At 38.2% G+C, this 23,140-nt stretch carries 17 protein-coding genes and 2 riboswitches; all 17 genes read left to right on the forward strand.

Translation table 11 applies throughout. The features are described from left to right. The first annotated feature begins 76 nt into the window (after positions 1–76). The 17 genes from X953_RS03175 to X953_RS03250 all read left to right on the forward strand — a co-directional run bounded on the left by X953_RS03175 (position 77) and on the right by X953_RS03250 (position 22,703). Positions 77–841, forward strand: coding sequence for an ABC transporter ATP-binding protein (locus tag X953_RS03175; protein WP_019375587.1), 765 nt, complete (start codon positions 77–79; stop codon positions 839–841). Beyond that, complete coding sequence (locus X953_RS03180) at positions 816–2,705, forward strand: ABC transporter permease (protein ID WP_040954321.1); 1,890 nt, start codon at positions 816–818, stop codon at positions 2,703–2,705. The genes X953_RS03175 and X953_RS03180 overlap by 26 nt, the downstream gene beginning before the upstream one ends. Before the next feature lie 219 nt (positions 2,706–2,924). After that, positions 2,925–3,746 carry a mechanosensitive ion channel family protein gene (locus X953_RS03185; protein ID WP_040954322.1) on the forward strand — a complete coding sequence of 274 codons (822 nt, stop codon included), beginning with the start codon at positions 2,925–2,927 and terminating at the stop codon, positions 3,744–3,746. Positions 3,747–3,953: 207 nt separating this feature from the next. Beyond that, complete coding sequence (locus X953_RS03190) at positions 3,954–5,498, forward strand: spore germination protein (protein ID WP_040954323.1); 1,545 nt, start codon at positions 3,954–3,956, stop codon at positions 5,496–5,498. Then, positions 5,495–6,607, forward strand: coding sequence for an endospore germination permease (locus X953_RS03195; protein ID WP_040954324.1), 1,113 nt, complete (start codon positions 5,495–5,497; stop codon positions 6,605–6,607). Before X953_RS03190 ends, X953_RS03195 begins: the two co-directional genes overlap by 4 nt. Then, entirely contained in the window at positions 6,594–7,781 is a 1,188-nt protein-coding gene (locus X953_RS03200) for a Ger(x)C family spore germination protein (protein WP_040954325.1), read from the forward strand. The genes X953_RS03195 and X953_RS03200 overlap by 14 nt, the downstream gene beginning before the upstream one ends. 224 nt (positions 7,782–8,005) lie before the next feature. Further along, positions 8,006–9,502: an amidase gene (locus tag X953_RS03205; protein WP_040954326.1), complete on the forward strand. Its 1,497-nt coding sequence runs from the start codon at positions 8,006–8,008 to the stop codon at positions 9,500–9,502. 181 nt (positions 9,503–9,683) lie between these two features. Continuing rightward, entirely contained in the window at positions 9,684–11,210 is a 1,527-nt protein-coding gene (locus tag X953_RS03210; RefSeq protein WP_040954327.1) for an AbgT family transporter, read from the forward strand. A gap of 820 nt (positions 11,211–12,030) precedes the next feature. After that, positions 12,031–13,272, forward strand: coding sequence for a hypothetical protein (locus X953_RS03215; protein WP_040954328.1), 1,242 nt, complete (start codon positions 12,031–12,033; stop codon positions 13,270–13,272). 18 nt (positions 13,273–13,290) lie between these two features. After that, entirely contained in the window at positions 13,291–13,467 is a 177-nt protein-coding gene (locus X953_RS19705) for a hypothetical protein (RefSeq protein ID WP_156958436.1), read from the forward strand. Between the two features lie 171 nt (positions 13,468–13,638). Next, entirely contained in the window at positions 13,639–13,914 is a 276-nt protein-coding gene (locus tag X953_RS03220; RefSeq protein ID WP_040954329.1) for a general stress protein, read from the forward strand. 79 nt (positions 13,915–13,993) lie between these two features. Beyond that, the gene (locus X953_RS03225) at positions 13,994–14,338 is read left to right on the forward strand and encodes a hypothetical protein (RefSeq protein ID WP_040954330.1); all 345 of its coding nucleotides are present in this window, start codon (positions 13,994–13,996) and stop codon (positions 14,336–14,338) included. Positions 14,339–14,657: 319 nt separating this feature from the next. Then, positions 14,658–15,620, forward strand: coding sequence for a MoxR family ATPase (locus tag X953_RS03230; RefSeq protein ID WP_040954331.1), 963 nt, complete (start codon positions 14,658–14,660; stop codon positions 15,618–15,620). After that, a complete protein-coding gene (locus X953_RS03235; protein WP_040954332.1) occupies positions 15,620–16,885 on the forward strand; it encodes a DUF58 domain-containing protein in 1,266 nt (421 codons plus the stop codon). The genes X953_RS03230 and X953_RS03235 overlap by 1 nt, the downstream gene beginning before the upstream one ends. Beyond that, entirely contained in the window at positions 16,885–19,098 is a 2,214-nt protein-coding gene (locus tag X953_RS03240) for a transglutaminase domain-containing protein (protein ID WP_040954333.1), read from the forward strand. The genes X953_RS03235 and X953_RS03240 overlap by 1 nt, the downstream gene beginning before the upstream one ends. A gap of 58 nt (positions 19,099–19,156) precedes the next feature. Further along, a riboswitch (purine riboswitch) is annotated at positions 19,157–19,258 on the forward strand. A gap of 253 nt (positions 19,259–19,511) precedes the next feature. Next, complete coding sequence (guaA, locus tag X953_RS03245) at positions 19,512–21,047, forward strand: glutamine-hydrolyzing GMP synthase (protein WP_040954334.1); 1,536 nt, start codon at positions 19,512–19,514, stop codon at positions 21,045–21,047. An 83-nt stretch (positions 21,048–21,130) separates the two neighbouring features. Continuing rightward, positions 21,131–21,231: riboswitch (purine riboswitch) on the forward strand. A gap of 137 nt (positions 21,232–21,368) precedes the next feature. After that, positions 21,369–22,703 (forward strand): NCS2 family permease, encoded by a 1,335-nt coding sequence (locus X953_RS03250; protein ID WP_040954335.1) that lies wholly within the window; start codon positions 21,369–21,371, stop codon positions 22,701–22,703. The last annotated feature ends 437 nt before the right edge of the window (positions 22,704–23,140 follow it).

A 23,140-nucleotide genomic window follows, 5' to 3' on the forward strand; every position in this document is an offset into this window, starting at 1 on the left:
AACAATCTATTGTATACATCTAATTAAAAGGAAGAAGCAACTGTATTCTTCCTTTAACCAAAGGAGAATGAATCGAATGCTTGAAGTAAAACAAGTGAGCAAGATCTATGAAGGAAAAGTCGCCTATCGAGCTTTACGAGATATTAATCTTGAAATAGATGCAGGGGAATTTGTTGGTATTATGGGACCATCAGGAAGTGGGAAAACCACCCTTCTAAATCTGATTGCCACTATTGATGAACCGACAACAGGAAATATATTAATCGAGGGAAAAAACCCGCTTAAGCTCAATCGAAATCAATTGGCACAATTTCGCAGAAGAGAGTTGGGCTTTGTATTTCAGGATTTTAATTTGCTGCAAACCCTTACCGTTAAAGAAAACATTGTGCTTCCTCTTACCCTTGATGGAAAACGCGTAAAAGAAATGGAAGAAAAAGCAGAAGTAATTGCGGAAAAGCTTGGCATCCAATCTATTATGAATAAACGGACATATGAAATCTCAGGAGGTCAGGCTCAGCGGGCAGCAATAGCCAGGGCGATGATCCACACACCAAAACTACTGTTAGCGGATGAACCAACTGGTAACCTTGATTCAAAGTCTTCGAAGGATGTAATGGAAATGCTTGTATCATTGAATGAGCAAGAAAAGACCACCATGATGCTGGTCACACATGATCCACAGGCGGCCAGTTATTGTGACCGTGTAGTGTTTATTCGTGACGGCCAATTTTATTCCGAGATTCATCAAGGTGATAGCAGACAGGCTTTCTTCCAAAAAATTATTGACACGCTTTCCTTGTTAGGAGGGAATGACAATGACTTTTCGTCAGTTCGTAGTTAATAATGTACTTCGGAATAAGCGGCTGTACGCTGCTTATTTTCTTAGCAGTATGTTTACTGTAATGATCTTTTTCACCTTTGCTGTTTTTGCTTTCCATCCGGCACTGAATGGGGAAGGGATCAACCCAAAGGCTATTTATGGGATGGGCGTTGCAGGTGGTATTATCTATCTGTTTTCTCTATTTTTCGTATTATATTCCATGAGCTCATTTCTTCAATCAAGGAAGAAGGAATTTGGACTTCTCATGCTGCAAGGGATGTCGATGCGACAAATCCGAATGATGGTGTTTTTGGAAAATATGCTAATTGGAGTTCTCGCTACAGTTATCGGAATACTTATAGGGCTCTTATTTGCCAAAGCGATTCTATTAATTGCTGAAAATGTATTGATTATAGAGCAAGCCTTACATTTTTATTTTCCAATATTGGCTATCATAATTACATTAGGTTCCTTCTTCTTGTTATTTTTGTTTATATCATTTTTTGTTACCTTTTTCCTTCGTTCCAAGAAACTAACGGAGCTTATTAAAGGAAGCACAAAGCCTAAGACGGAGCCAAAAGCGTCTTTATTACTTACTGTCATTGCAGCAATATTACTTCTCGCAGGCTATGTTACTGCCTTATATGTAAAAGGAGTATTAGTTATCTATGTTATGTTGCCGGTAATAGTGGTAGTTACTATAGGTACGTATTTGTTTTTCACCCAATTAAGTGTATTTATCATTGGTCGTTTAAAAAGACGGAAGCGAATTTTTTGGAGTAAGACAAATATGCTGCTACTTTCAGATCTTTCGTTTCGTATGAAGGATAATGCCCGTACTTTTTTTATGGTGGCAATTATATCAACCGTCGCTTTTAGTGCTATTGGTACATTATTTGGTTTTCAAACGTATTTAACAGGCGGCGTGAAGGAAGCTAATCCTTATACTTTTTCTTATACGCCAAACGATGATGATGGGAAGAGTAAGAAGCCTGAAGATGTTAAGACAATCGAGCGTGTTTTAGAGGAGAACAAGATTGATGCGAGTCGAGCAACTACTGACATGAAATACTATGATATAGGGAGAGATAGAGAAGTTTTAATCGCAAGTGAGTCTATCTATAATACGTTTGCTGATCTTCTGGACAAAAAACAAGTGCAAATAGAAGAAGGAAAAGCCATGGTAGTCAAAGAAAACTTTGCTATGATATCTGATCCTTCCATGCAAGTGAACTTAATAGACAAGCCACTTAAGTTAAAGAATGGAGAAGAAGTACAGCCAACAAGAGAGATGAATTCTATTGTATTACCGGAAATGCAGGCATATTATGTTGTCTCTAATGAGGATTATAAGCAATTGGCAAAGCCTGTCTATGAAATGGAACAAATTTTTTGGAAAGCTGCTGACGGCCAGGAAGATGCTGTGATTCAGGCTGGTTTGGCGCTAAGCGATCAGATCCCTCCGTATAAGTTTCAGGCAATCGATGCAATGATTTACACGATTAATAAAAGCTATGGTCCGATATTATTTATTGGATTGTTTATTGGAATTGTCTTTTTCGTCTCAGCAGGAAGCTTTCTTTACTTCCGATTATATTCCGATCTGGATGAAGATAAGGCTAAATTTAAATCTATTGCCAAGCTTGGACTGACAGATCGTGAGCTTGGAAAAGTTATCAATAGACAGACAGGATTGCTCTTCTTTGCCCCGATCATGGTTGCATTGCTTCATGGTGCTGTTGCTCTTACTGCACTTGCCCACCTTTTTGATTACAATTTGTTGAAAGAATCCAGTATGGTATTGGGCGGTTTTCTGTTAATCCAAATTGTGTATTTTATCCTTGTACGGTTTCTATATATAAAGCAAATTAAATCAGCGCTTTAACTTTTAGAGAGACATTGAAAGCACTAAATCATATTTTTGATTTAGTGCTTTTTTGCTTTGAAACATGGATAAGGGGATGTATAGCAAACTTGTCGGGGGTGGGCAAGGCGTTTGCACTTTTGTATAAGGATAATACAGTTCTACCTATATTTGTTTCATTTGTACCCAGGCAGGGGATACGATACTATATAAAAATAAGCACAAGGAGGGAGTACAAACATGGAAATTTTAGGAATGGAAATAGATGTAGCAAAAATAGTAGGCATACTTATACAAATTGGGATACTGATCATTGCATTTTTAATTGTAGTACCAATCGGTAAGAAAATTATCGAAAAAACATTACAAAAAGCGGCCCAAAGCAGAAAGGCTTCGCCTGGCCGAATGAAAACACTGGAAAAATTACTAGCTAATGTGTTTTCCTATATAATGATTTTTATCTTTATAGTTATGTTCTTTGCCACCTTAGGTGTGGAGATTGGTCCACTAATTGCCGGAGCTGGAGTAATTGGACTGGCAGTGGCTTTTGGTGCACAAGGACTTGTTAGTGATATTGTTACAGGATTTTTCATTCTATTAGAACAACAGCTTGAGATTGATGATTATGTAACAACTGCAGGCTATGATGGAATTGTAGAAGAGATTGGATTGCGTACAACAAAGATCCGTAGCTTTGATGGAACGTTAAATTATGTACCAAACCGCTATATAGAAGGTGTAGCAAATCATTCGAGGGGAAATATGCGTGCCTTGGTTGATATTGGAATAAGCTATGATGATAATATTGATGGAGCAATTACAGTATTAGAAAAAGTCTGTGCTGAATTCCAGTTGGATGAACGTTTTAAAGATGGTCCAAACGCAATAGGTGTGCAGAGTATCGGTTCCTCTGATATTGTCCTCCGAGTTGTTGGGCAGACAGAAAATGGTTTACAGTGGGCATGTGAAAGAGATATGCGTAAACGAATCAAAGAAGCATTTGATGAAGCGAATATTGATATTCCATTTCCACATCATGTCCTTATACAAAAAGATAAATAAATAAGAAAAACAAATTTCTTTCGATAAAAGCTGATTACTCTTAATAAAAGAGTGATCAGCTTTTTTGTCATTTTACGAACACCCCTCTATATAAAGGAACCTTTTTTGTCAGAATCGTAAGTTCTCCTCCACTTCCGGGTATAAAGTCTCGGAAATATGGAAAAGAAGGAGAAAGGGATACTATGAAGTTGTACCGGAGGTGATAACATGGCGAGAGGTTCCTTTTTCAGTAAAAAAAAGAAAAAAGATTCTCTAAATAAAAATAAAAAGAATTTTGACATAGCGATTGGTGAAGATTTAGAAAAAAACTTGGAAGATATTAAAACAATGCTCGACAGTCCGGATGATTTAATTGTACGTCAGGTCTCCAAGGACAATCATCTTTATGCCATTGTTTATATTTCCGGCTTAGTTGAAATGGATTTTGTTCAAAATAATATACTAAAAAACCTACAAACCAATACAAGAGAGTTTCCTGATAAAGCAAACAGCCTCTTAGATCTTTTTTATCAGGAAATGATTGCTATTACAGAGATTAAGAAGGCTAAAAGCCTTGATAACATTTCTTATGCTATATTGTCTGGGAATTCAGTTTTATTTGTTGATGGAATAGATTCCGTTTTAATCATGGGGACTGCCGGAGGGGAAAAGCGCAAAATTCAAGAACCGATTTCCGAGTCCTTAATACGTGGGCCAAGAGAAGGGTTTGTAGAGAGTATTAACACAAATACAGTGATACTTCGACGCTACCTGCGCGATCCTAACTTGCGATTCAAAACATATGAAACAGGTCGGCGTTCGAAGCAAAAACTTGTGTTGTCATATGTTACAGGTATTGTTAATCCGGAAATTGTTAAGGAAGTTAATCGCAGATTGGAAACCATTGACCTTGATACTCTTCCAGAATCCGGCTATGTAGAACAATGGATTGAAGATAGCTTCCTGTCACCTTTCCCGCAATTATTGAACACGGAAAGACCGGATAAAGTAGCGGCAGCCCTTAACCAAGGAAAGGTAGCTATATTGTTGGATGGAACCCCTTTTGTTCTGATTGCTCCTGTGACATTAAGTGATACGTTACAGTCGCCAGAGGATTATTATGAACGTTGGTCTGTTAGTTCACTCATACGTATTTTACGTTTTTTTGGGGTGTCTATTTCTTTGTTTTTACCTGCGTTATATATTGCACTGGTTTCTTATCAGCCTGGAATGATTCCGACAAAGCTTACTTTCTCTATCGCAGCCACAAGGGAAGGAGTACCATTTCCAGCTGTAATTGAGGCGATTGCAATGGGAGTAACGATGGAATTACTACGTGAGGCAGGCGCAAGGCTTCCGCAATCCATTGGGCAAACAATTGGAATAGTTGGAGGCTTGGTCATTGGTGAAGCGGCAGTTCAAGCAGGGGTTGTCAGTCCCATTATGGTAATTGTAGTAGCACTTACGGCCATCGCTTCATTTACTTACCCCAGTTATAGTACGGCAATTGCTTTTCGGGTTATCCGATTTGGTTTGATGGTGGCAGCGGGTATTTTTGGTCTCTATGGAATAATTCTTTTTTATATCGGTATTATGATTCATATGGTCAATCTGAAAAGCTTCGGCATTCCCTATTCGACGCCTTTTACCCCATCTTTTATGGATGACTTTAAGGATTTGGTTATTCGGGCGCCGATTACGATGTTAAAGAAACGACCGCTGTATATGAAGCCAAAGGATGAGATTCGAATAGATAAGGAGGGAGAGGAGTGAAAGACTTTAAATATGCTGACGAAAAAATAAGTCACAGGGAAATCATGATTTCTGTCCCTGCTGTAGCTATAGCTGTTGGAATTCTTATTGTACCAAGTAGCATAGCCAGTGTAACGGTCTCCTCTGACGGGTGGGTTTCTTTGCTGGCGGCAGGTATGATCTCTATTTTTATTGCATGGCTTATAGCAAGACTGGCAGCACACTTTCCTCAACAAAGCTTTTTTTCTTACGCTTCCTCCCTTGTTTCAAAACCAGGTGCTATTATTCTTTGTTTACTATTCGCTGCTAATGGAATCCTAATTACTGCATACGAAGTAAAACAACTTGCAAATACCTCACATCAATACCTTTTTGACCGTACCCCAGAAGAAGTGGTAGGATTAGCATTTTTGCTTATAGTTATTTACGCCGTTTCGGGCTCACGTGCAGGGCTTATTAGGTTGAATATTATGTTTTTTCCAATCATTTTTGCTATCTCTTTTCTCTTAATAATCTTTTCATTAAAACTTGTAAAATTAGATAATGTGCTTCCGGTTTTTCAAACAGATTTAAATGGTTATTTATTAGGATTTAAAGAGAGTATGTTTATCTATGTCGGCTACTGTATGTTGTTTTTCTATACAGCTTTTGTAAGGAAACCAGAAAAAGCCCCGAAAGCTGCCGCACTTGGTATGTCCATGGCAGTTGCACTATATATGCTTTTGTTTTTATGCTGTGTTTTTGTATTTGGAAATTTAGCTACTGCAAATTTGGTGGTACCGACAATTGAACTGGCCAAAACGGTAGAGATACCTGGAGGGTTTTTCGAAAGATTTGAACTACCCCTTTTCACCATATGGGTGATGGCTATATTTAACACTGCAGCTATATTACTTGATATATCTGTCTTGGCAATAAGTTATGTGTTTCCGAATTTACAAAAAAAGAAGATTCTATTCATTCTTTCACCACTAGTTTTCTTTATTAGTGAATTGCCGAAAAATATTAAGGAAATCTCTCAATTGGCAACAGCAATAAGCCTTTACAGTGTTCTATTAAGTGTTAGCACAGTTGTCTTACTATTTGTAATGGTTAAGCTTAAAGGGGTGGGAAAGCATGCGAAAAAGTAAGATACTTTTTATTTACGTTTATTCTTTACTAAGCATGTGTTTTTTAGCAGGTTGTTGGGATCAAGTTGAATTAGAAGAGAGGGGTTTTGTTATAGGTTCTGCCATTGATTTGAAGGAACAGGATAGGAATGGAAATTATCAATTAACATTTACAAATCAAATTGTTATCCCTTCAGGACTTGGTATGGAAAGCGGAAGTAGTGGAGGAGAAACAGAATCTTATACCAACGTATCTGCAAGTGGGGAAAGCATTTTTGATATTAACCGGAATATGGCTAAACTAACGAGTCGTACTCCTTATTATCAGCATACGAAACTAGTGGTGGTTTCCGAGGATGTTGTTCAGGAGCCCTATTTATTCAAGGATGTTATGGATTACTTTATTCGTGAACAGGAGATGCGTCGGGGAATAAGAATTTTAATAGCAAAGGGTGAAGCCAAAAAGATTCTTAATGTGGAGCCAGTCAATGAAAAAATCCCCACTCTTTATATCGATTCCTTGTTAAGCAATACATATAATAATGCGGAGATGATAGAGGCTACTAAACTTGATGATATGCAAGCAAATTTTTTATATGATTTAAGCTATGTTGTTCCACTCGTTACCGCTGATGACAACAAAGTTCGTTATGATGGGGTAGCCCTGTTTAAAGCTCATAATAATCAAATGGCGGGAGCATTGAAAGGTGAAGCACTAATGGGGTTAAATCTTATTACAGGCAATGTAAAAGGTGGGAGCATAAAAATTGAAATGAACGGAAAGAAAACAGCCATTGAAATATTGGAAGTGAAGAAAAAAGTTAAGATAGACATAAATAATAAGGATAATATTATGTTTACTGTTGATATAAAACTGAACACAGCTGTTGCAGAGTCATTCGGACAGATGCAGTTTTCTAAAAAGGACAATTTGGAGAAATTAAAAAAGACAGTGGAAGAAAAAACAGAGGAAATAACAAATAATACAGTAGAAGCACTCCAGCATGATTACGGCGTAGACGTTCTGCGGTTCTCCAACCTTCTTTACCAGCGTCATTATGATTTCTGGCAGACAATTAGGGATGACTGGGATGATGGAGAAAAGTATTTCTCAAAAAGCAAAGTGAAAATAAATGTGGAAGCAGTTTTAGAAGGTACCGGTGTGAAAGATCAGACAAAGAAAGGGGAGGTATAACAGCCATGTGGGATTTTATTATGGAACACCTACCCTCCTTCAATGTTTGGCTATGTACACTATTAGCTTTTCTCATTCCTTATTCGATTAGCAAAATAAATGAAAAATTGCACAAGTATGGAGACCCTCCTTGGAAAAAAGAGTAACAAGTTAGATCTATTCTCTCCTCTTTGGAATGTAGTTCATGCAATGGTACACTGGATAAAAAGAAGAGGAGCAGAAATATGAAGCTGGATACATATGTCAAATTAGATGCAACAGATTTAGCAGAGCTAATGAAGAGTAAGGAAATGAAGCCGTCCGAGTTGGTGGAATTAAGCTTTCAACAATTGGAAAAGGTAAATCCCGTTCTGAATGCCGTGGTCCATGAGCGAAAAGCGAAGGCACTGAAAGAGGCGGATGAAATTCAAGTGGATCAGGGACCATTCGCTGGTGTTCCGTTATTATTAAAAAATATTTCGCAGCACGTAAAGGGGGAGCTGTTAACCTCTGGATCAAAATTATTACAACAGTCCATTTCCAAGCATGATTCCAATTTAGTTGGAAAAATGAGGGAAGCTGGTTTTCTATTTATCGGTCACACCAATACACCGGAGTTTGGTCTGAAAAATATTTCAGAACCGGAACTCTATGGTCCAAGTAGAAATCCGTGGAATACAGAGCATTCTCCAGGAGGATCCAGTGGCGGTTCGGCAGCCGCTATTGCTGCAGGAATTGTACCACTTGCTGGAGCTAGTGATGGTGGTGGTTCTATTCGTATTCCAGCCTCTTTTACTGGGTTGTTTGGGTTGAAACCCACTCGTGGGCGCACACCTGTCGGGCCAGGCATTGGCAGACAGTGGCAAGGGGCTTCCATTGATTTTGTTTTAAGTAAAACGGTTAGAGACAGTGCAGCTATGCTGGATCTGCTTCAGGTCGTTCAGCCAGAGGCAGCCTTCCATACACCACTCTTTGAAGGAAGTTACAAGCAAGCGATCACGGAAGCCTTTCCTTCTCCATTGCGCATTGCATTTACTACTAAATCACCTGTAGGAACGCCTGTTTCTGACGAGGCTAAAGAGGCGGTTAGGAAAACAGTGAAATGGCTGAAAGAGCAAGGACATGTTGTAGAAGAAAAAGCTAATAATGTAGATGGTATAGAATTAATGAGAAACTACTATTTAATGAATAGCGGGGAAATTGCTTCTCTTGCCAATCAGCTTGAGAAGGCTACAGGCAGAATGTTGAAGCCAGAGGATGTAGAAATTGAAACATGGTTATTAAATGAAGCTGGAAAATCAGTTACGGCAGCGGAATATGCTGCAAGTCTAGCTGCCTGGGATCAAGCTGCTGCTCTGATGGCAGAATTTCATCAGATGTATGATTTTTATATCACTCCAGCAACAGCTTATGCTGCTCCAAAGGTAGGAGAATTAACTCATACACAAGAAAGCCAAGCACGATTAAGAGAAGATGTACAACGTTTGGATAAAAAAGGACAGCAGGAGCTTATTTATGATATGTTCCTTCCGAGTCTTACCTATACACCATTTACACAATTAGCCAACTTGACCGGACAGCCGGCTATGTCGGTTCCATTACATCAAACGTTGGATGGACTTCCTTTAGGTGTCCAAGTAATGGCTTCAAAAGGAAGAGAGGATATGCTCTTAAAGCTAGCATACCAACTAGAGCAAGATAAATTATGGAGAGGATTGAATGATAACCCCTATTTTGAATAGAAGAAGGTAAAACCTTCAGTCTAGTAACTATTTTCCCTATGGGCAATCTTATGAATACTTTCACTAGTAGCACTTCTTATTTAACCATTTAAATTAATAAGAAACCCCTATATAATGAAATTTGGATATGTATCGAGATAATAATCAGAATATTATCGATAATATAGGAAGGGGTTTCTTTATGGTGAAAGAAAGGAAAGGCATTTTTCAACGTTTCCTGGATATGATTGAAACATTAGGTAATAAACTGCCTCATCCAATTACGTTGTTTGCCATTTTGGCATTATTGGTTGTGTTATTATCTGCATTGCTTTCTCCACTTGGAATTAGTGTAGAACATCCAGGCAAAGAGGGAGAAATGGTTGAAATAAACAACCTGTTAAGTTCGGAAGGTATTCAATACATATTTACGAGTATGACAGATAACTTTATTGGATTTGCGCCGCTTGGTGTAGTTCTTGTAACGATGCTTGGAATTGGTGTAGCTGAAAGAACAGGGCTCATTAGCGCGCTATTGCGAGGATTTGTATTGTCAGTTCCTAAACGTTTTATTACAGCCGGCCTGGTGTTCGCAGGTATTATGTCCAGTGTCGCTTCTGATGCAGGATATGTAGTGCTGCCACCACTAGGTGCTTTAATTTTCGTAGCACTTGGCCGCCATCCATTAGCAGGTTTGGCAGCAGCATTTGCTGGGGTTTCTGCCGGTTTTAGTGCCAACTTATTTCTATCCGCTACGGATGCTTTACTAGGAGAATTAACGATTGCTGCTGCTTCTATTATTGACCCTGCATATGCAGAGGGCATGAATATAGCAATGAACTATTACTTCATTATTGTGTCTGTATTCATCCTTACTTTTATTGGTGCATGGGTAACAGAGCGAGTGGTAGAACCTAGATTGGGAAAATATAAAGGAGAACAAAAAGAAGAATTAGAAGGTCTCCAACCAATCGAGAAAAAAGGTTTACTTTGGGCAACATTATCACTTATTGTTGCACTGATTATCATGTCTTTCTTAATTGTGCCAGAGAATGCTCCAATGCGTGGCGATAACGGGGAAATTATACGATCACCGTTTATGAGCTCTCTTGTACCTATCATTGCAATTCTATTTTTCGTACCAGGTCTGGTGTATGGAAAAATCACAAAAGTTATTCGTGATGATAAGGATGTAGCAAATCAATTATCAGATACAATGGCTTCCATGGGAATGTTTATTGTACTAGCGTTTACTGCAGGTCAATTTGTTGCATTCTTTAATGAATCACATATGGGCTTGGTGCTTGGTGTATATGGTGCCGAATTCCTTGATAGCATTAATTTGTCAGGGATTCCGCTCATCCTCGCCTTCGTTGTCATTACTGCCTTTATCAATTTGTTTATTGGTAGTGCTTCAGCAAAATGGGCGATGATGGCTCCGATTTTTGTACCAATCATGATGCAGCTGGGTTATTCTCCGGAACTGACCCAAATGGCTTATCGTGTTGCTGATTCAACAACAAATATAATCACACCATTAATGACATACTTTGCTATTATTATTGCATTTGCACAGAAGTATGATAAGAAGATGGGAATTGGTACATTAATTTCTGTTATGTTACCATATTCTCTCTATTTCTTAATCGGCTGGACCATTGTATTGATTGTCTGGATGCTATTCGGAATCGATCTTGGACCAGGATCGTCTATTCTATATAATGGCTAAACGGAAAAAACACCACTCTATAATTCACAGAGTGGTGTTTTTTGTTCATTTCTTCCTACTTAACTGGTGAGTAGAGATGTATATCTTAATTTAGATAAACTCCGACGTAACTTGTGGTGGATGGAGTAATTCATTTTACAGAGGAAGCACCCATTGATTTGCGTTTCAGGCGGACACTTTCCGCCGGCATGGCTTCAGCCGCTTCCTCCGCTGCGCTCCGTCCAGGGCTTCATCTCATGCTATTCCGGCAGGAGTCGCGGGCCAACAGGACGTTGGTCATGCAATCGTTGCCACAGGACGTGGCGTTCTTAGATTGCCGCCTTCCACTCCAATCAATTTGTATGAGCTTTAAAGTCTCAAATGCGGAGCGGGCTTTTCACTTGTTTCTTGACAATGTAAAGCTACCTTATTACACCTAATACTAAATTCATTTATTGCTAAAAAGTAACTCTTAGCGTAGGAAAATACGGAGACTTCTGGGGGAGATGAGGCATAGGTGAGACCCCGGAATGCGTTATAGGGGCTGGAAGGCTAAAGTCGCGACGTCCTGTCGCAACGCCTTCATGGCCAACATCGTGTTGGCCCGAGGCTCATCAGCCGCCCCCGAAAAGCGCAGTGTTTTCCGTAGCGGTGGTATAACCAAATTCAATATTTCAGTGAGCTTTCCAAATACAAAGTTATTTTTCATACATAACTGAAATATCACAAGTTAGTTCGGAGTTTATTTATAATCATTGAATAACCACAACATATATATTAGAACCTTTGTTTCAAATCAATAGGGAAGGGATACATATTTGGTAAGGAGGGTGAAATCAAAATGACAGCAGAAGTAGCGATAATGAATAAATTAGGTATGGCACTTGCAGCAGATAGTGCGATCACAAGTGGCAGAGATGGCGTTCAAAAAGTATACAATTCAGCAAACAAACTTTTTTCACTATCCAAACACCATCCAGTAGGAATAATGGTATATGGAGCAGCATCCTTTATGGAAGTTCCTTGGGATATAATTATTAAATCATACAGAGAATATTTAGGAGATAAGAAATTCGATAACCTCTCCTATTACTTCGAAAACTTTCTCGATTTCTTACGCCAGGACAATCGTTTTGGAAGAGAAGATATTGAACATATTATTGTATACCGAACTTTTTCAGATATCCTTAAACGGCTAGTAAGAGGCGTAGAAGAGGAAGTCTCTTCACTAGATGATACCAACGAAATCACCACTATTCTAGCGGAAAGAGCGAAAGAACAACTAAGTTATTATAAACAAAAAAAAGATTGGTTAGAGCTGGATTACACAACCTTTCAGAAATCCTTTAACTCTGTCATTACAGAAGTTAGGGAGGAGTTTATTGTTTACAAAACCCCGGACGAATTGAATGACCTTTTAAATGAGTTGGCATATGAAGTGACCAAGTCCGACTATTATAGTCTTGGTAGCACGGGTATCGTATTTTGCGGATATGGAGAGAAAGAAATCTTTCCTCATCTACTAAATTATCGGTTGGAAGGATTTGTAAATGGTCAATTAAAATATAAAAAGTTAAAAGACAAAGAGATAAGTTATACCTCAGATAAAAAAGCAGGGACAGCAGCAATTTTGCCTTTTGCTCAGAGAGAAATGGTAGATTCCTTTATGTACGGTATTGAACCAACAATGGAGGATACCATCTTCAGTATCGTTGAAGAGGTTTTAACAAATTACCATGAACAAATCAAAAAGCATTTGAATATCGACTTAACAGATAAACAGGTTAAGGAAACCAGAAGATTGGGTAATGAAGTATATGAGTCTATACAGTCCTCTGTCAATGAGTATCAACAGTCTAACTATATTGAACCATTGCTTGGTGTAGTACGCTCGCTACCTAAAGAAGAATTGGCTGAGATGGCTGAAGCACTTGTTAACTTGACTTCTTTTAAAAGAAGGGTGACAAGAGCTACAGAATCAGTAGGACCTCCTATTGATGTTGCGGTGATAACCAAAGGAGACGGATTTATTTGGATGAAACGGAAAAATTACGTGAATTCCGAGATTAATGCTTTTGAATAAAAGCACATGGAGAGGCGGATGATTATGGTTAAAAAGGAGAGGCCATATAAGCAAACATTGTTTAATTTATCCGAGCAGGATCGATTGGAGCTTGATTTGGAAGATCAGTCCCAGAATGAAAAAGATGAAGTCATTGACAGAGTATATAAGAAGATAGACGAAAAGAATAAACACTTTAAAAAAGATAATGTTTAGTAAAAGGGTTATCGTGGAATTACATGTACTGTAGCGTCAGTAACAACTTATAACCCGGGTAAATAGTTGCTACAAAATCACAGAGCAAAATGTAGTTTAAAAATATTTAGATGTGGAATCAACACTACTGTAGAAGCTTACAAATACTATTTTCAAAAGGAGATGTTAAGCATGGCTAAAAATAACGAAAAGAACAACAAAATGTCTCTAGAAGAAGCAGGTAAAAAAGGCGGAGAAACTACAGCAAAGAAACATGATCAAGAATTCTATGAAGAGATCGGTCAAAAAGGCGGAGAAACCACAGCTAAAGAACATGACAAGGAATTTTTCCAAGATATTGGTAAAAAGGGTGGAGAAACTACCGCCAAAAATCATGACAAAGAATTTTATGAGGATATTGGACAAAAGGGCGGCGAAAAAAGAGCCCAGCAAAGAAAAAATGATTAAAACTAATTCTATTTAAAAATATGTCGTAGGAAAATGCGTACAGTAAAACCGTTAAAATACTTGGAAGGAGATGTTAAGCATGGCTAAGAATAATGAAAAGAACAACAAAATGTCTCTAGAAGAAGCAGGTAAAAAAGGCGGAAACACAACTGCTCGTAACCATGATCAAGAATTCTATGAGGAGATTGGCCAAAAAGGCGGCAAGACAACAGCGAAGAACCATGACCAAGAATTCTATGAAGACATCGGCCAAAAAGGCGGAGAAACCACAGCAAAGAACCATGATCAGGAATTCTATGAAGAAATTGGCCAAAAAGGCGGCAAGACAACAGCAAAGAATCATGACCAGGAATTCTATGAAGACATCGGTCAAAAAGGCGGAGAAGCTAGAAGCCGCCAAAGAAAGAATAATAGAAATTCCTAATTAAATAAATGAAAAAAGAGAAGGAGCATGCATAGCTCCTTCTCTTTTTTGTTCTCTATTAATTAAAATCCACTACGGCAGAGAGTTTTATCCATTACTTTCAACCCCCTTCCTCTCGTATAACTAATAGTTTTAAAGTACGTATAAATATATACTTAGAGGAACATACTTAAGAATAAACGAAGCATTAAGAGGTGTTTGGTCAAAGAAGAAATTTCATAGAAAAGTAACTTGAAAGTTCTCTTTCGTTTCATAACCATTTTTAGTATAGTTATAGTATAAAAGGAACAATTGTCTTCATCCAGAGAGGGGTCTTTATATGATGCAGGAACTAACCGTATATAATGAAAAAGTTGGAAAAATAATTGATAATATAAACAAAGTAATGAGTGGAAAGGAAGAGGCGGCAATACTAAGCCTCGTCGCACTTTTGGCTGAAGGGCATGTCCTCTTAGAAGATGTTCCCGGAGTAGGGAAAACAATGCTAGTCAAAACGATTGCTAAATCTTTGGATTGTGACTTCAGAAGAATTCAATTCACCCCAGATCTCCTACCTTCAGATGTTACCGGCATTTCTATTTATAATCCCAAAGAACTAGAATTTGAATTTCGTGGAGGACCTATTTTAGGAAATATCATTCTAGCAGATGAAATTAATCGTACCTCACCAAAGACCCAGTCATCATTGCTTGAAGGCATGGAAGAAAAAAGTGTAACAGTAGATGGCAATACCATTCCATTAAAACAACCCTTCTTTGTCATGGCAACTCAAAATCCTATTGAATATGAAGGTACATATCCACTTCCTGAGGCTCAGCTTGACCGCTTTATTTTAAAGCTGAAAATGGGCTATCCGAGTATGGCAGAAGAATTGGAAATGCTTCAACGTACGTCTAAACAACATCCACTGGAAACCATAGATGCGGTTATGTCCAGAGATGAATTGATTAAGCTCCAACAGGAAGTAAAAGAAATATATATAGATACATCAATCCAACAATATATTATTAATCTGGCAACGGCTTCAAGGAATAATCCATTAATCTATCTAGGGGTGAGTCCAAGAGGATCCATTTCGTTAATGAAAGCTGCTAAAGCTTTTGCTTATATAAATGATAGAGATTACGTACTGCCTGATGATATTAAATTTCTTGCGCCATATGTACTGTCCCACCGAATCATTCTTCATTCAGAGGCAAGGTATGATGGTGTGACGAACGAAGAGGTAATTCATTCCATTATTAAAAACACCCATATACCGATTCGAAAGGAATTTGGTTGATGAAAAGGAAGCTTCGAACAATCGGTAACTTTGTTTTTATTATTTCGCTTTTCATCTTGTTATTTTCGTATGCCATGTTTCAGGGAGGCTTTGTAAGCTGGTTCTTATTTTTTAGTTTTCAGCCGATTTTTTTATACCATATTGGTTTATTGCTCTATCCGATGAAAGGGTGGAAGGTTACCCGCACAGTATCTCGCTATATTGCCCAAGCGGGAAGTGAAGTAACAATTACAGTCAATATAAAGAGGTCGATTCCGTTTCCCTTATATTATTGTATTTGTGAAGATGTCTTTTCTGATACATTGGAATTAATAGACAATCGGCAAAATAAATATCAACACTTTGATGATCCAGAAAAGTTAAAAGTGAACAGGAAGATGAAAAAGGTCATTTTTCCGTCTTTTAAGCGAACATTCTCTTTTAGTTATAATCTTAAAGATATACCAAGGGGAGAACATTTTTTCTATGGGATTCGTATACGTACAGGAGATGTATTTGGTTTTGTAAAGAAAGACCAGATGTATTCGGTAAGCGACCAGCTATTGGTATATCCAAATGAACGGCCAATCGAATTAAAGGAACAGGTGTCGAGTTATGAACAAGGCTCAACCTCTAACTCTTTTCTTAATTTAAAACAAACGAACATAGCTGCAGGCATACGTGAATATATGCCAGGCGATAAATTTTCATGGATTGACTGGAAACAGTCAGCTAGGACGAATACCTTAATGACTAAAGAATTCGAACAGGAAAAAAGTACAGAATTGTTACTTGTACTTGATGCTTGTAACCATAAAAATATGAATTACTTGGCATTTGAGGCAGCAGTAGAGCTTTCCTTTTCATTGGTGAAGGTTTTCCAACAACGTGCAACACCTGTAGAACTGATAACAATAGGTAAAAAAAATAAATCTTTTCCATTACAGAGTGAAATTACCGCCAATGAGTCAGTCAGACAACATTTAACAAAGATTCAGCCAAGTGGAGATTCCGAATTTACTTCCAGTTTTTCTGAGATGTTGCACCATTTGAATAACAAATCCAGCTTAATCATTATCACGGTGCATTTAGATCATTTAATTATTGATAAGGTTAAAAAGTGGAGACAACAGACACCAAATATTAGCATTGTCCTAATTACATCTTCTGGTGAAATAACAACAATGCTCCACAAGCAAATTCAGCAATTAGAGTTATTCGGAACAATTGTAGAAGTGCTTACGGAAAAAGAATTAGTTGAAAACCCAGTGGAGGTGAGCTTGTAATGAACACAGCAAGTGAGGACAGATCAATCGTATATTCATCCCTCCTATATGTCCTGGGTTTTCTTTTGTTTTTGGAGTGGCTCTATCCCGTGAAAGATATTACGGATACGAGCAGTTTAACTATTTTTATTTTATATGCTTTATTTTGTTTTGCTATATCCATGATACAAATGAAGTGGTGGATTTCTTTTTTATTAAAAGGCATCGGCTTATTTATTGTAGTAAATGCATTGTTTATAGAGGCACAGTTTTTAAGTATGAAGTGGTTTTCAGTATTGTTTGGTGACTTATTTACGAATGTCGAAGCATTATTTAGTCAGCAATTTTTCCAATTTACTCCTTTATTTAGAAGTGTCCTCTTTTTACTGTTAATTTGGCTAATGAGCTATTTGCTTTATTATTGGTTTGTGATCATGAAACGAATATTTCTATTTGTTTTACTGACATTTACTTATATAGCTGTATTAGATACATTCACTGTTTATGATGCTACACTTCCGATTATCCGTACATTTATCTTAGGCTTTTTGGCTTTGGGGATTGCTAATTTTATGAAAGAATTGAAAAAAGAAGCTGTTCATTTCTCTTGGCTGAAAAAAACTGCAGTTTGGCTCGTTCCACTGATTGTCATTGTTTTTGTTTCAACTATTATCGGTTATGCAGCACCGAAATTTGAGCCACAGTGGGCAGACCCGGTTCCTTTTATTAAAAGTAAAGCAGAAAACGCCGGTATGTCAGATAGAGGAAGTAGTATTCAAAAAGTAGGATACGGTGAGGATGATTCCCGACTGGGTGGATCCTTTGTCCAGGATTATACACCTGTTTTTCAAGCTGCTGTGACAGATGAACATTATTGGCGGATTGAAACGAAGGATATGTATACAGGAAAAGGGTGGGAGGCGTCAGGTGATCCTGATTACCAACAAATGGATAACCAAGGGATGGCATTTCGCTCCATGTTTCGATTTGAAAGTGTAGAGACAGAAAAAATGGAAGCAATGATTGAGTTTCAAGGGAATACGTCAATAAAGAAGTTGATTTATCCGTATGGGACTTTCCAAGTTTTTGCGGCGGGAGTGGATTATTTTCTGGACCCAATTACTTCCTCTATTGAACCGAGAATTGAAAATGAAGCAGTGGTTTTGGAAAATTACACTATTTCCTATGATAACCCATCATTTGCCATAAATGAATTGAGGAAAGCGGATCAGGCAGTTAATAAGGATATTGAAAATCCGCAATACACCCAATTACCTAACACATTGCCTGATCGTGTTTATGACTTGGCAGAAGAAATTACAGCTTCTTACGATAACCGCTATGATAAAACAAAGGCAATAGAGCGATATTTCAGCAGTAATGGTTATGAGTATCAGACAATGGATGTACCTGTTCCGAAGGCAAACCAGGACTATGTAGATCAATTTTTATTTGACTCCAAGGTGGGTTACTGTGATAACTATTCTACTTCAATGGTTGTTATGCTGCGTTCGTTGGGAATTCCAGCACGGTGGACGAAAGGGTTCACGAGCGGAGAAATGATCCAAGGTGAAGTGGGAGGAGCTAATGAAGAGACATTTGATATATATGAAGTAACAAATGCAAATGCGCATTCCTGGGTGGAAGTTTATTTCCCTGAAGCTGGTTGGGTACCATTTGAACCAACACAGGGGTTCACAAATTTAGCAGAATTCCATACAGAGATAAATAACGATGTTGCTCAACAGGAAGAAGAAATGATGGAAACACCGGAGAAGGAAGAAGAGGAGGTACCTAAACCAAACGAATTGCCTAAGGATGTAGATGAAGATGTAGCGAGTGCTTCTGACGAGTCTGCATGGAATTTTTCTTGGCAAAGTATTACTATACTCCTTCTTGTTTTACTCCTTCTTGGCTATCTAATTTATAAAACGCGTTTTCGCTGGAAGACTCATTTCATTTTAATGAAGTTCAGAAAGCATCCGGACAGTAAAAATTATCAAGAGGCATACCACCACCTGATGAAGGTACTAGAGCATAAAGGTTTAGGGAAGAAAACAGACGAAACCCTAAGAGAGTATGCCCGAAAGATTGATGTAAGGTACACCACGGATGAAATGTGGAGGCTTACCTCACAATTTGAAAATATCTTATACCATCAGCAGCAAAACCAAGCTGTTCCGTTAGAAGTAACGCAATTATGGAAAAATTTAATCAAACGGATAATGGCTTGACCTGATTGATTAAGGTTAGTAGAATAAGAACATACTTAAACAAGCATGTTCATGCTAATATTGAAGTTTTATATGCCGTCGTATATCCTCGATAATATGGATCGAAAGTTTCTACCGGGACACCGTAAATGTTCTGACTATGAAGGCAGATTTCTGTAAAGGTTGTTATTTGTTTCATAGACCTGGATCTCTGCCTTTTTGTAGTTTTTTACTGCAAAAAGTTGGAGATCCATTTTTTATTTATGGACTGATCTTGCTTCTTGCTAATAAATGAGCATAATAAAAGAATACTAATTACCAGCAAGCTAAATCTGGTCCATACTCATTTTGAAGCTAGGATAGGAAGGGACTCTAAACGAGGGAACAACAGTATATGCTGATATATAATCGAGCTACAGATAGGAGCGTAATAGATGGAAAATAATGAAATGATTCTTGTATTGGATTTTGGTAGCCAATACAACCAGTTGATCACAAGACGCATTAGAGAGCAGGGAGTATACAGTGAGCTTCACTCACATAAATTAACTGCTGAAGCAATTAAACGGATGAATCCGAAGGGGATTATCCTTTCAGGTGGCCCTCACAGTGTGTATGATGAGAACAGTTTCCGTTGTGATAAGGAAATCTTTGATTTGGATATACCTATTCTAGGAATTTGCTATGGTATGCAGTTAATGGCATTACATTTTGGTGGAAAAGTTGAAAAAGCCAAAAACCGTGAGTATGGTAAAGCTCTTATCGATCTGAACGGCGAACCGACTTTATTTAAAGATACACCAAAAAAACAGACAGTATGGATGAGCCATGGTGATAAAGTAATGGCTGAACCGGAAGATTTCCAAATTGATGCTACAAGCCCATCTACACCAATTGCAGCAATGAGTAATCCGGGTAAGCAATTATATGGTGTGCAATATCATCCGGAAGTACGTCATTCTGAATATGGAAATGATCTATTGAAACATTTTGTTTATGATGTATGTAAATGTGATGGAGATTGGACAATTGAGAACTTTATTGATATGGAAGTAGAAAAGATTCAGCAGAAAGTCGGAGAGCGTAAAGTACTTTGTGCTCTTAGCGGTGGAGTTGATTCTTCCGTTGTAGCTGCATTGATTCATAAAGCAATTGGGGATCAGCTAACTTGTATTTTTGTTGATCATGGTTTGTTACGTAAAAACGAAGCAGACGATGTTATGAAGGTTTTTGCAGATGATTTCCATATGAATATTATTAAAGTAGATGCAAAAGATCGCTTTTTATCCAAATTACAAGGTGTCGATGACCCAGAGAAGAAACGTAAAATTATTGGAAATGAATTTATCTATGTTTTCGATGATGAGGCAGAAAAGTTAAAGGACATTGACTTCCTTGCACAAGGAACACTTTACACAGATATTATCGAAAGTGGTACGGAAACTGCGCAAACAATTAAATCACATCACAATGTTGGTGGACTTCCGGAAAATATGCAATTTGAATTAATCGAGCCACTTAACACACTTTTCAAAGATGAAGTACGTGAGCTTGGCTCACAGCTTGGTATTCCGGATCACATTGTTTGGCGTCAGCCATTCCCAGGACCAGGCCTTGCAATCCGCGTATTGGGTGAAGTAACCGAAGAAAAGCTAACAATCGTTCGTGAATCAGATGCCATCCTACGTGAAGAAATTGCTAAAGCAGGACTTGATCGTGACATCTGGCAGTATTTCACTGTACTTCCTAACATCAAAAGTGTAGGTGTTATGGGTGATGCACGTACGTACGATTATACAATCGGTATTCGTGCCGTTACTTCTATTGATGGGATGACATCAGACTGGGCAAGAATCCCATGGGACGTTTTGGAGACAATCTCTACAAAAATCGTAAATGATGTCCAGCACATCAACCGCGTAGTGTATGACATTACGTCTAAGCCACCAGCAACGATTGAGTGGGAGTAACAGCTTAAATACGAACAACTAATAAAAGATATGTGAGTTTGTTCGTGTTTTATTGACAAATTAATAGATGGATAGTAATATTAACTTACATTCAAGTAAATATGCGTATAATTTAGGGGATATGGCCCAAAGTTTCTACCGGACTGCCGTAAATAGTCTGACTACGCTGAGGATGTAAGTTGATTTGGGGAATTGTAGTTACTGCTGCAAACTCCTTTCACTCTATCCTCGCGCAGTTAGACGGCACTCTTGGTCCAGAACGGGCAAGAGTGCTTTTTGTTTTCCATATACGCAGAATTGATATAGGAAGAGGGGAAAACAATGAAGAAGTATTTTCGTTTTGAAGAGTTAGGTACAAATTACCGAACAGAATTTATGGCAGGAATGACTACTTTCCTGGCTATGGCATATATTCTATTTGTAAACCCGGCTACGTTAGCACTAGTTGGGGTGGAGGAATTACCTGAGGGAGTTACCCGAATTGACCAGGGTGCCGTGTTTGCTGCAACAGCAATTGCAGGTGCTGTCGGTTCATTATTCATGGGAGTTATTGCGAAATATCCAATTGGTTTGGCGCCGGGAATGGGGTTAAATGCTTTCTTTGCTTATACCGTAGTTCTTGGTTACGGGATTCCATGGGAAACGGCTTTATCAGGTGTATTAGCTTCTGGACTTATTTTTATTATTTTAACTTTAACAGGGCTTCGTGAAAAAATTATTAATGCTATTCCAGGTAACTTAAAGCTTGCTGTTGGAGCTGGAATAGGACTATTTATTGCTTTCCTAGGTTTTCAGAACGCAGGAATTATTATCGGCAATGATGCTACATTAGTTGGGATCGGAGATTTAACCTCACCAACTGTTTTACTAGCTATTTTTGGAATTATTATTTCTGTTATATTACTAACGCTTGGCATTAAAGGTGGTATCTTCTACGGGATGGTGCTTACTGCCATTGCGGGAATGGTTGTTGGATTAATCGATCCGCCATCAGGAATTGGCGGTATTGTAGGAGAAGTACCAAGTCTTACGCCAACCTTTGGACAAGCATTCCTTCATTTTGGAGATATTTTTACTATTGAAATGCTTGTGGTTATTTTAACATTTCTATTTGTAGATTTCTTTGATACGGCTGGTACTCTTGTTGCCGTTGCTACTCAGGCTGGATTAATGAAAGATAATAAGCTGCCACGTGCAGGAAAAGCATTATTTGCCGATTCAGCAGCAACTGTCGTTGGTGCTACGGTAGGAACTTCTACTACCACTTCTTATGTTGAATCAACTGCTGGAGTTGGAGCAGGAGGGCGTTCAGGATTTACGGCAGTAGTTATTGCAGGATTCTTCCTCTTGTCTCTGTTTTTCTCACCACTATTAAGTGTGGTAACAGCAGAGGTTACTGCTCCTGCATTAATTATTGTTGGTGTGCTAATGTCTTCTGCTTTAAAATCCATTGAGTGGGATGAATTTGAAATTGCAGTACCGGCATTTTTCACTATCATTACAATGCCGCTTACCTACAGTATAGCTACAGGTATTGCAATTGGCTTTATTTTCTATCCAATTACCATGCTATTAAAAGGCCGTGCAAAAGAAATTCACCCAGTTATGTATGTATTGTTTGTCATCTTTGTATTGTATTTTATCTTCTTAAGCTAAATGCACAAATGATCGATGCTATACCTTATAAAAAAAGGGAACTTTCTCTGAAAGGAGAAGTTCCCTTTTTTGGTTCTTATATATGTTGGGGTACCCAATGATTCGCAAAATAGATAAACTCCGAACTAACTTTGTTGTAGTTTACCTCATTCTAAGGAAGTGGGGGGACCCATTGATTTCCGTTGCATACGGACGCTTTCCGCCGGCATGGCTTCAGCCGCTTCCTCCGCTACGCTCCGTGCAGGGTCTTCAGCTCATGCTATTCCGGCAGGAGTCGCCGCATTCCACTCCAATCAATTCGTGCATAGCATATTCTGGATCTATGTGAACTCTATTTTTCTTCGTAGATATAAATGTACATAGTAGCGAAGCGGAATATTTCCCCGTAGCGGTGATTTACGCAGCCTCTATATTTTTAGTTAGTCCGCTCTTTTCCT

Source organism: Virgibacillus sp. SK37, assembly GCF_000725285.1.
Classification (GTDB): domain Bacteria; phylum Bacillota; class Bacilli; order Bacillales; family Amphibacillaceae; genus Virgibacillus_Q.

Bases quoted from the DNA above. Each gene is read 5' to 3' on its own strand.
- X953_RS03175 (WP_019375587.1), top strand. From the start codon at position 77: ATGCTTGAAGTAAAACAAGTGAGCAAGATCTATGAAGGAAAAGTCGCC.
- X953_RS03180 (WP_040954321.1), top strand. From the start codon at position 816: ATGACTTTTCGTCAGTTCGTAGTTAATAATGTACTTCGGAATAAGCGG.
- X953_RS03185 (WP_040954322.1), top strand. From the start codon at position 2,925: ATGGAAATTTTAGGAATGGAAATAGATGTAGCAAAAATAGTAGGCATA.
- X953_RS03190 (WP_040954323.1), top strand. From the start codon at position 3,954: ATGGCGAGAGGTTCCTTTTTCAGTAAAAAAAAGAAAAAAGATTCTCTA.
- X953_RS03200 (WP_040954325.1), top strand. From the start codon at position 6,594: ATGCGAAAAAGTAAGATACTTTTTATTTACGTTTATTCTTTACTAAGC.
- X953_RS03205 (WP_040954326.1), top strand. From the start codon at position 8,006: ATGAAGCTGGATACATATGTCAAATTAGATGCAACAGATTTAGCAGAG.
- X953_RS03210 (WP_040954327.1), top strand. From the start codon at position 9,684: ATGGTGAAAGAAAGGAAAGGCATTTTTCAACGTTTCCTGGATATGATT.
- X953_RS03215 (WP_040954328.1), top strand. From the start codon at position 12,031: ATGACAGCAGAAGTAGCGATAATGAATAAATTAGGTATGGCACTTGCA.
- X953_RS19705 (WP_156958436.1), top strand. From the start codon at position 13,291: ATGATTATGGTTAAAAAGGAGAGGCCATATAAGCAAACATTGTTTAAT.
- X953_RS03220 (WP_040954329.1), top strand. From the start codon at position 13,639: ATGGCTAAAAATAACGAAAAGAACAACAAAATGTCTCTAGAAGAAGCA.
- X953_RS03225 (WP_040954330.1), top strand. From the start codon at position 13,994: ATGGCTAAGAATAATGAAAAGAACAACAAAATGTCTCTAGAAGAAGCA.
- X953_RS03230 (WP_040954331.1), top strand. From the start codon at position 14,658: ATGATGCAGGAACTAACCGTATATAATGAAAAAGTTGGAAAAATAATT.
- X953_RS03235 (WP_040954332.1), top strand. From the start codon at position 15,620: ATGAAAAGGAAGCTTCGAACAATCGGTAACTTTGTTTTTATTATTTCG.
- X953_RS03240 (WP_040954333.1), top strand. From the start codon at position 16,885: ATGAACACAGCAAGTGAGGACAGATCAATCGTATATTCATCCCTCCTA.
- guaA (WP_040954334.1), top strand. From the start codon at position 19,512: ATGGAAAATAATGAAATGATTCTTGTATTGGATTTTGGTAGCCAATAC.
- X953_RS03250 (WP_040954335.1), top strand. From the start codon at position 21,369: ATGAAGAAGTATTTTCGTTTTGAAGAGTTAGGTACAAATTACCGAACA.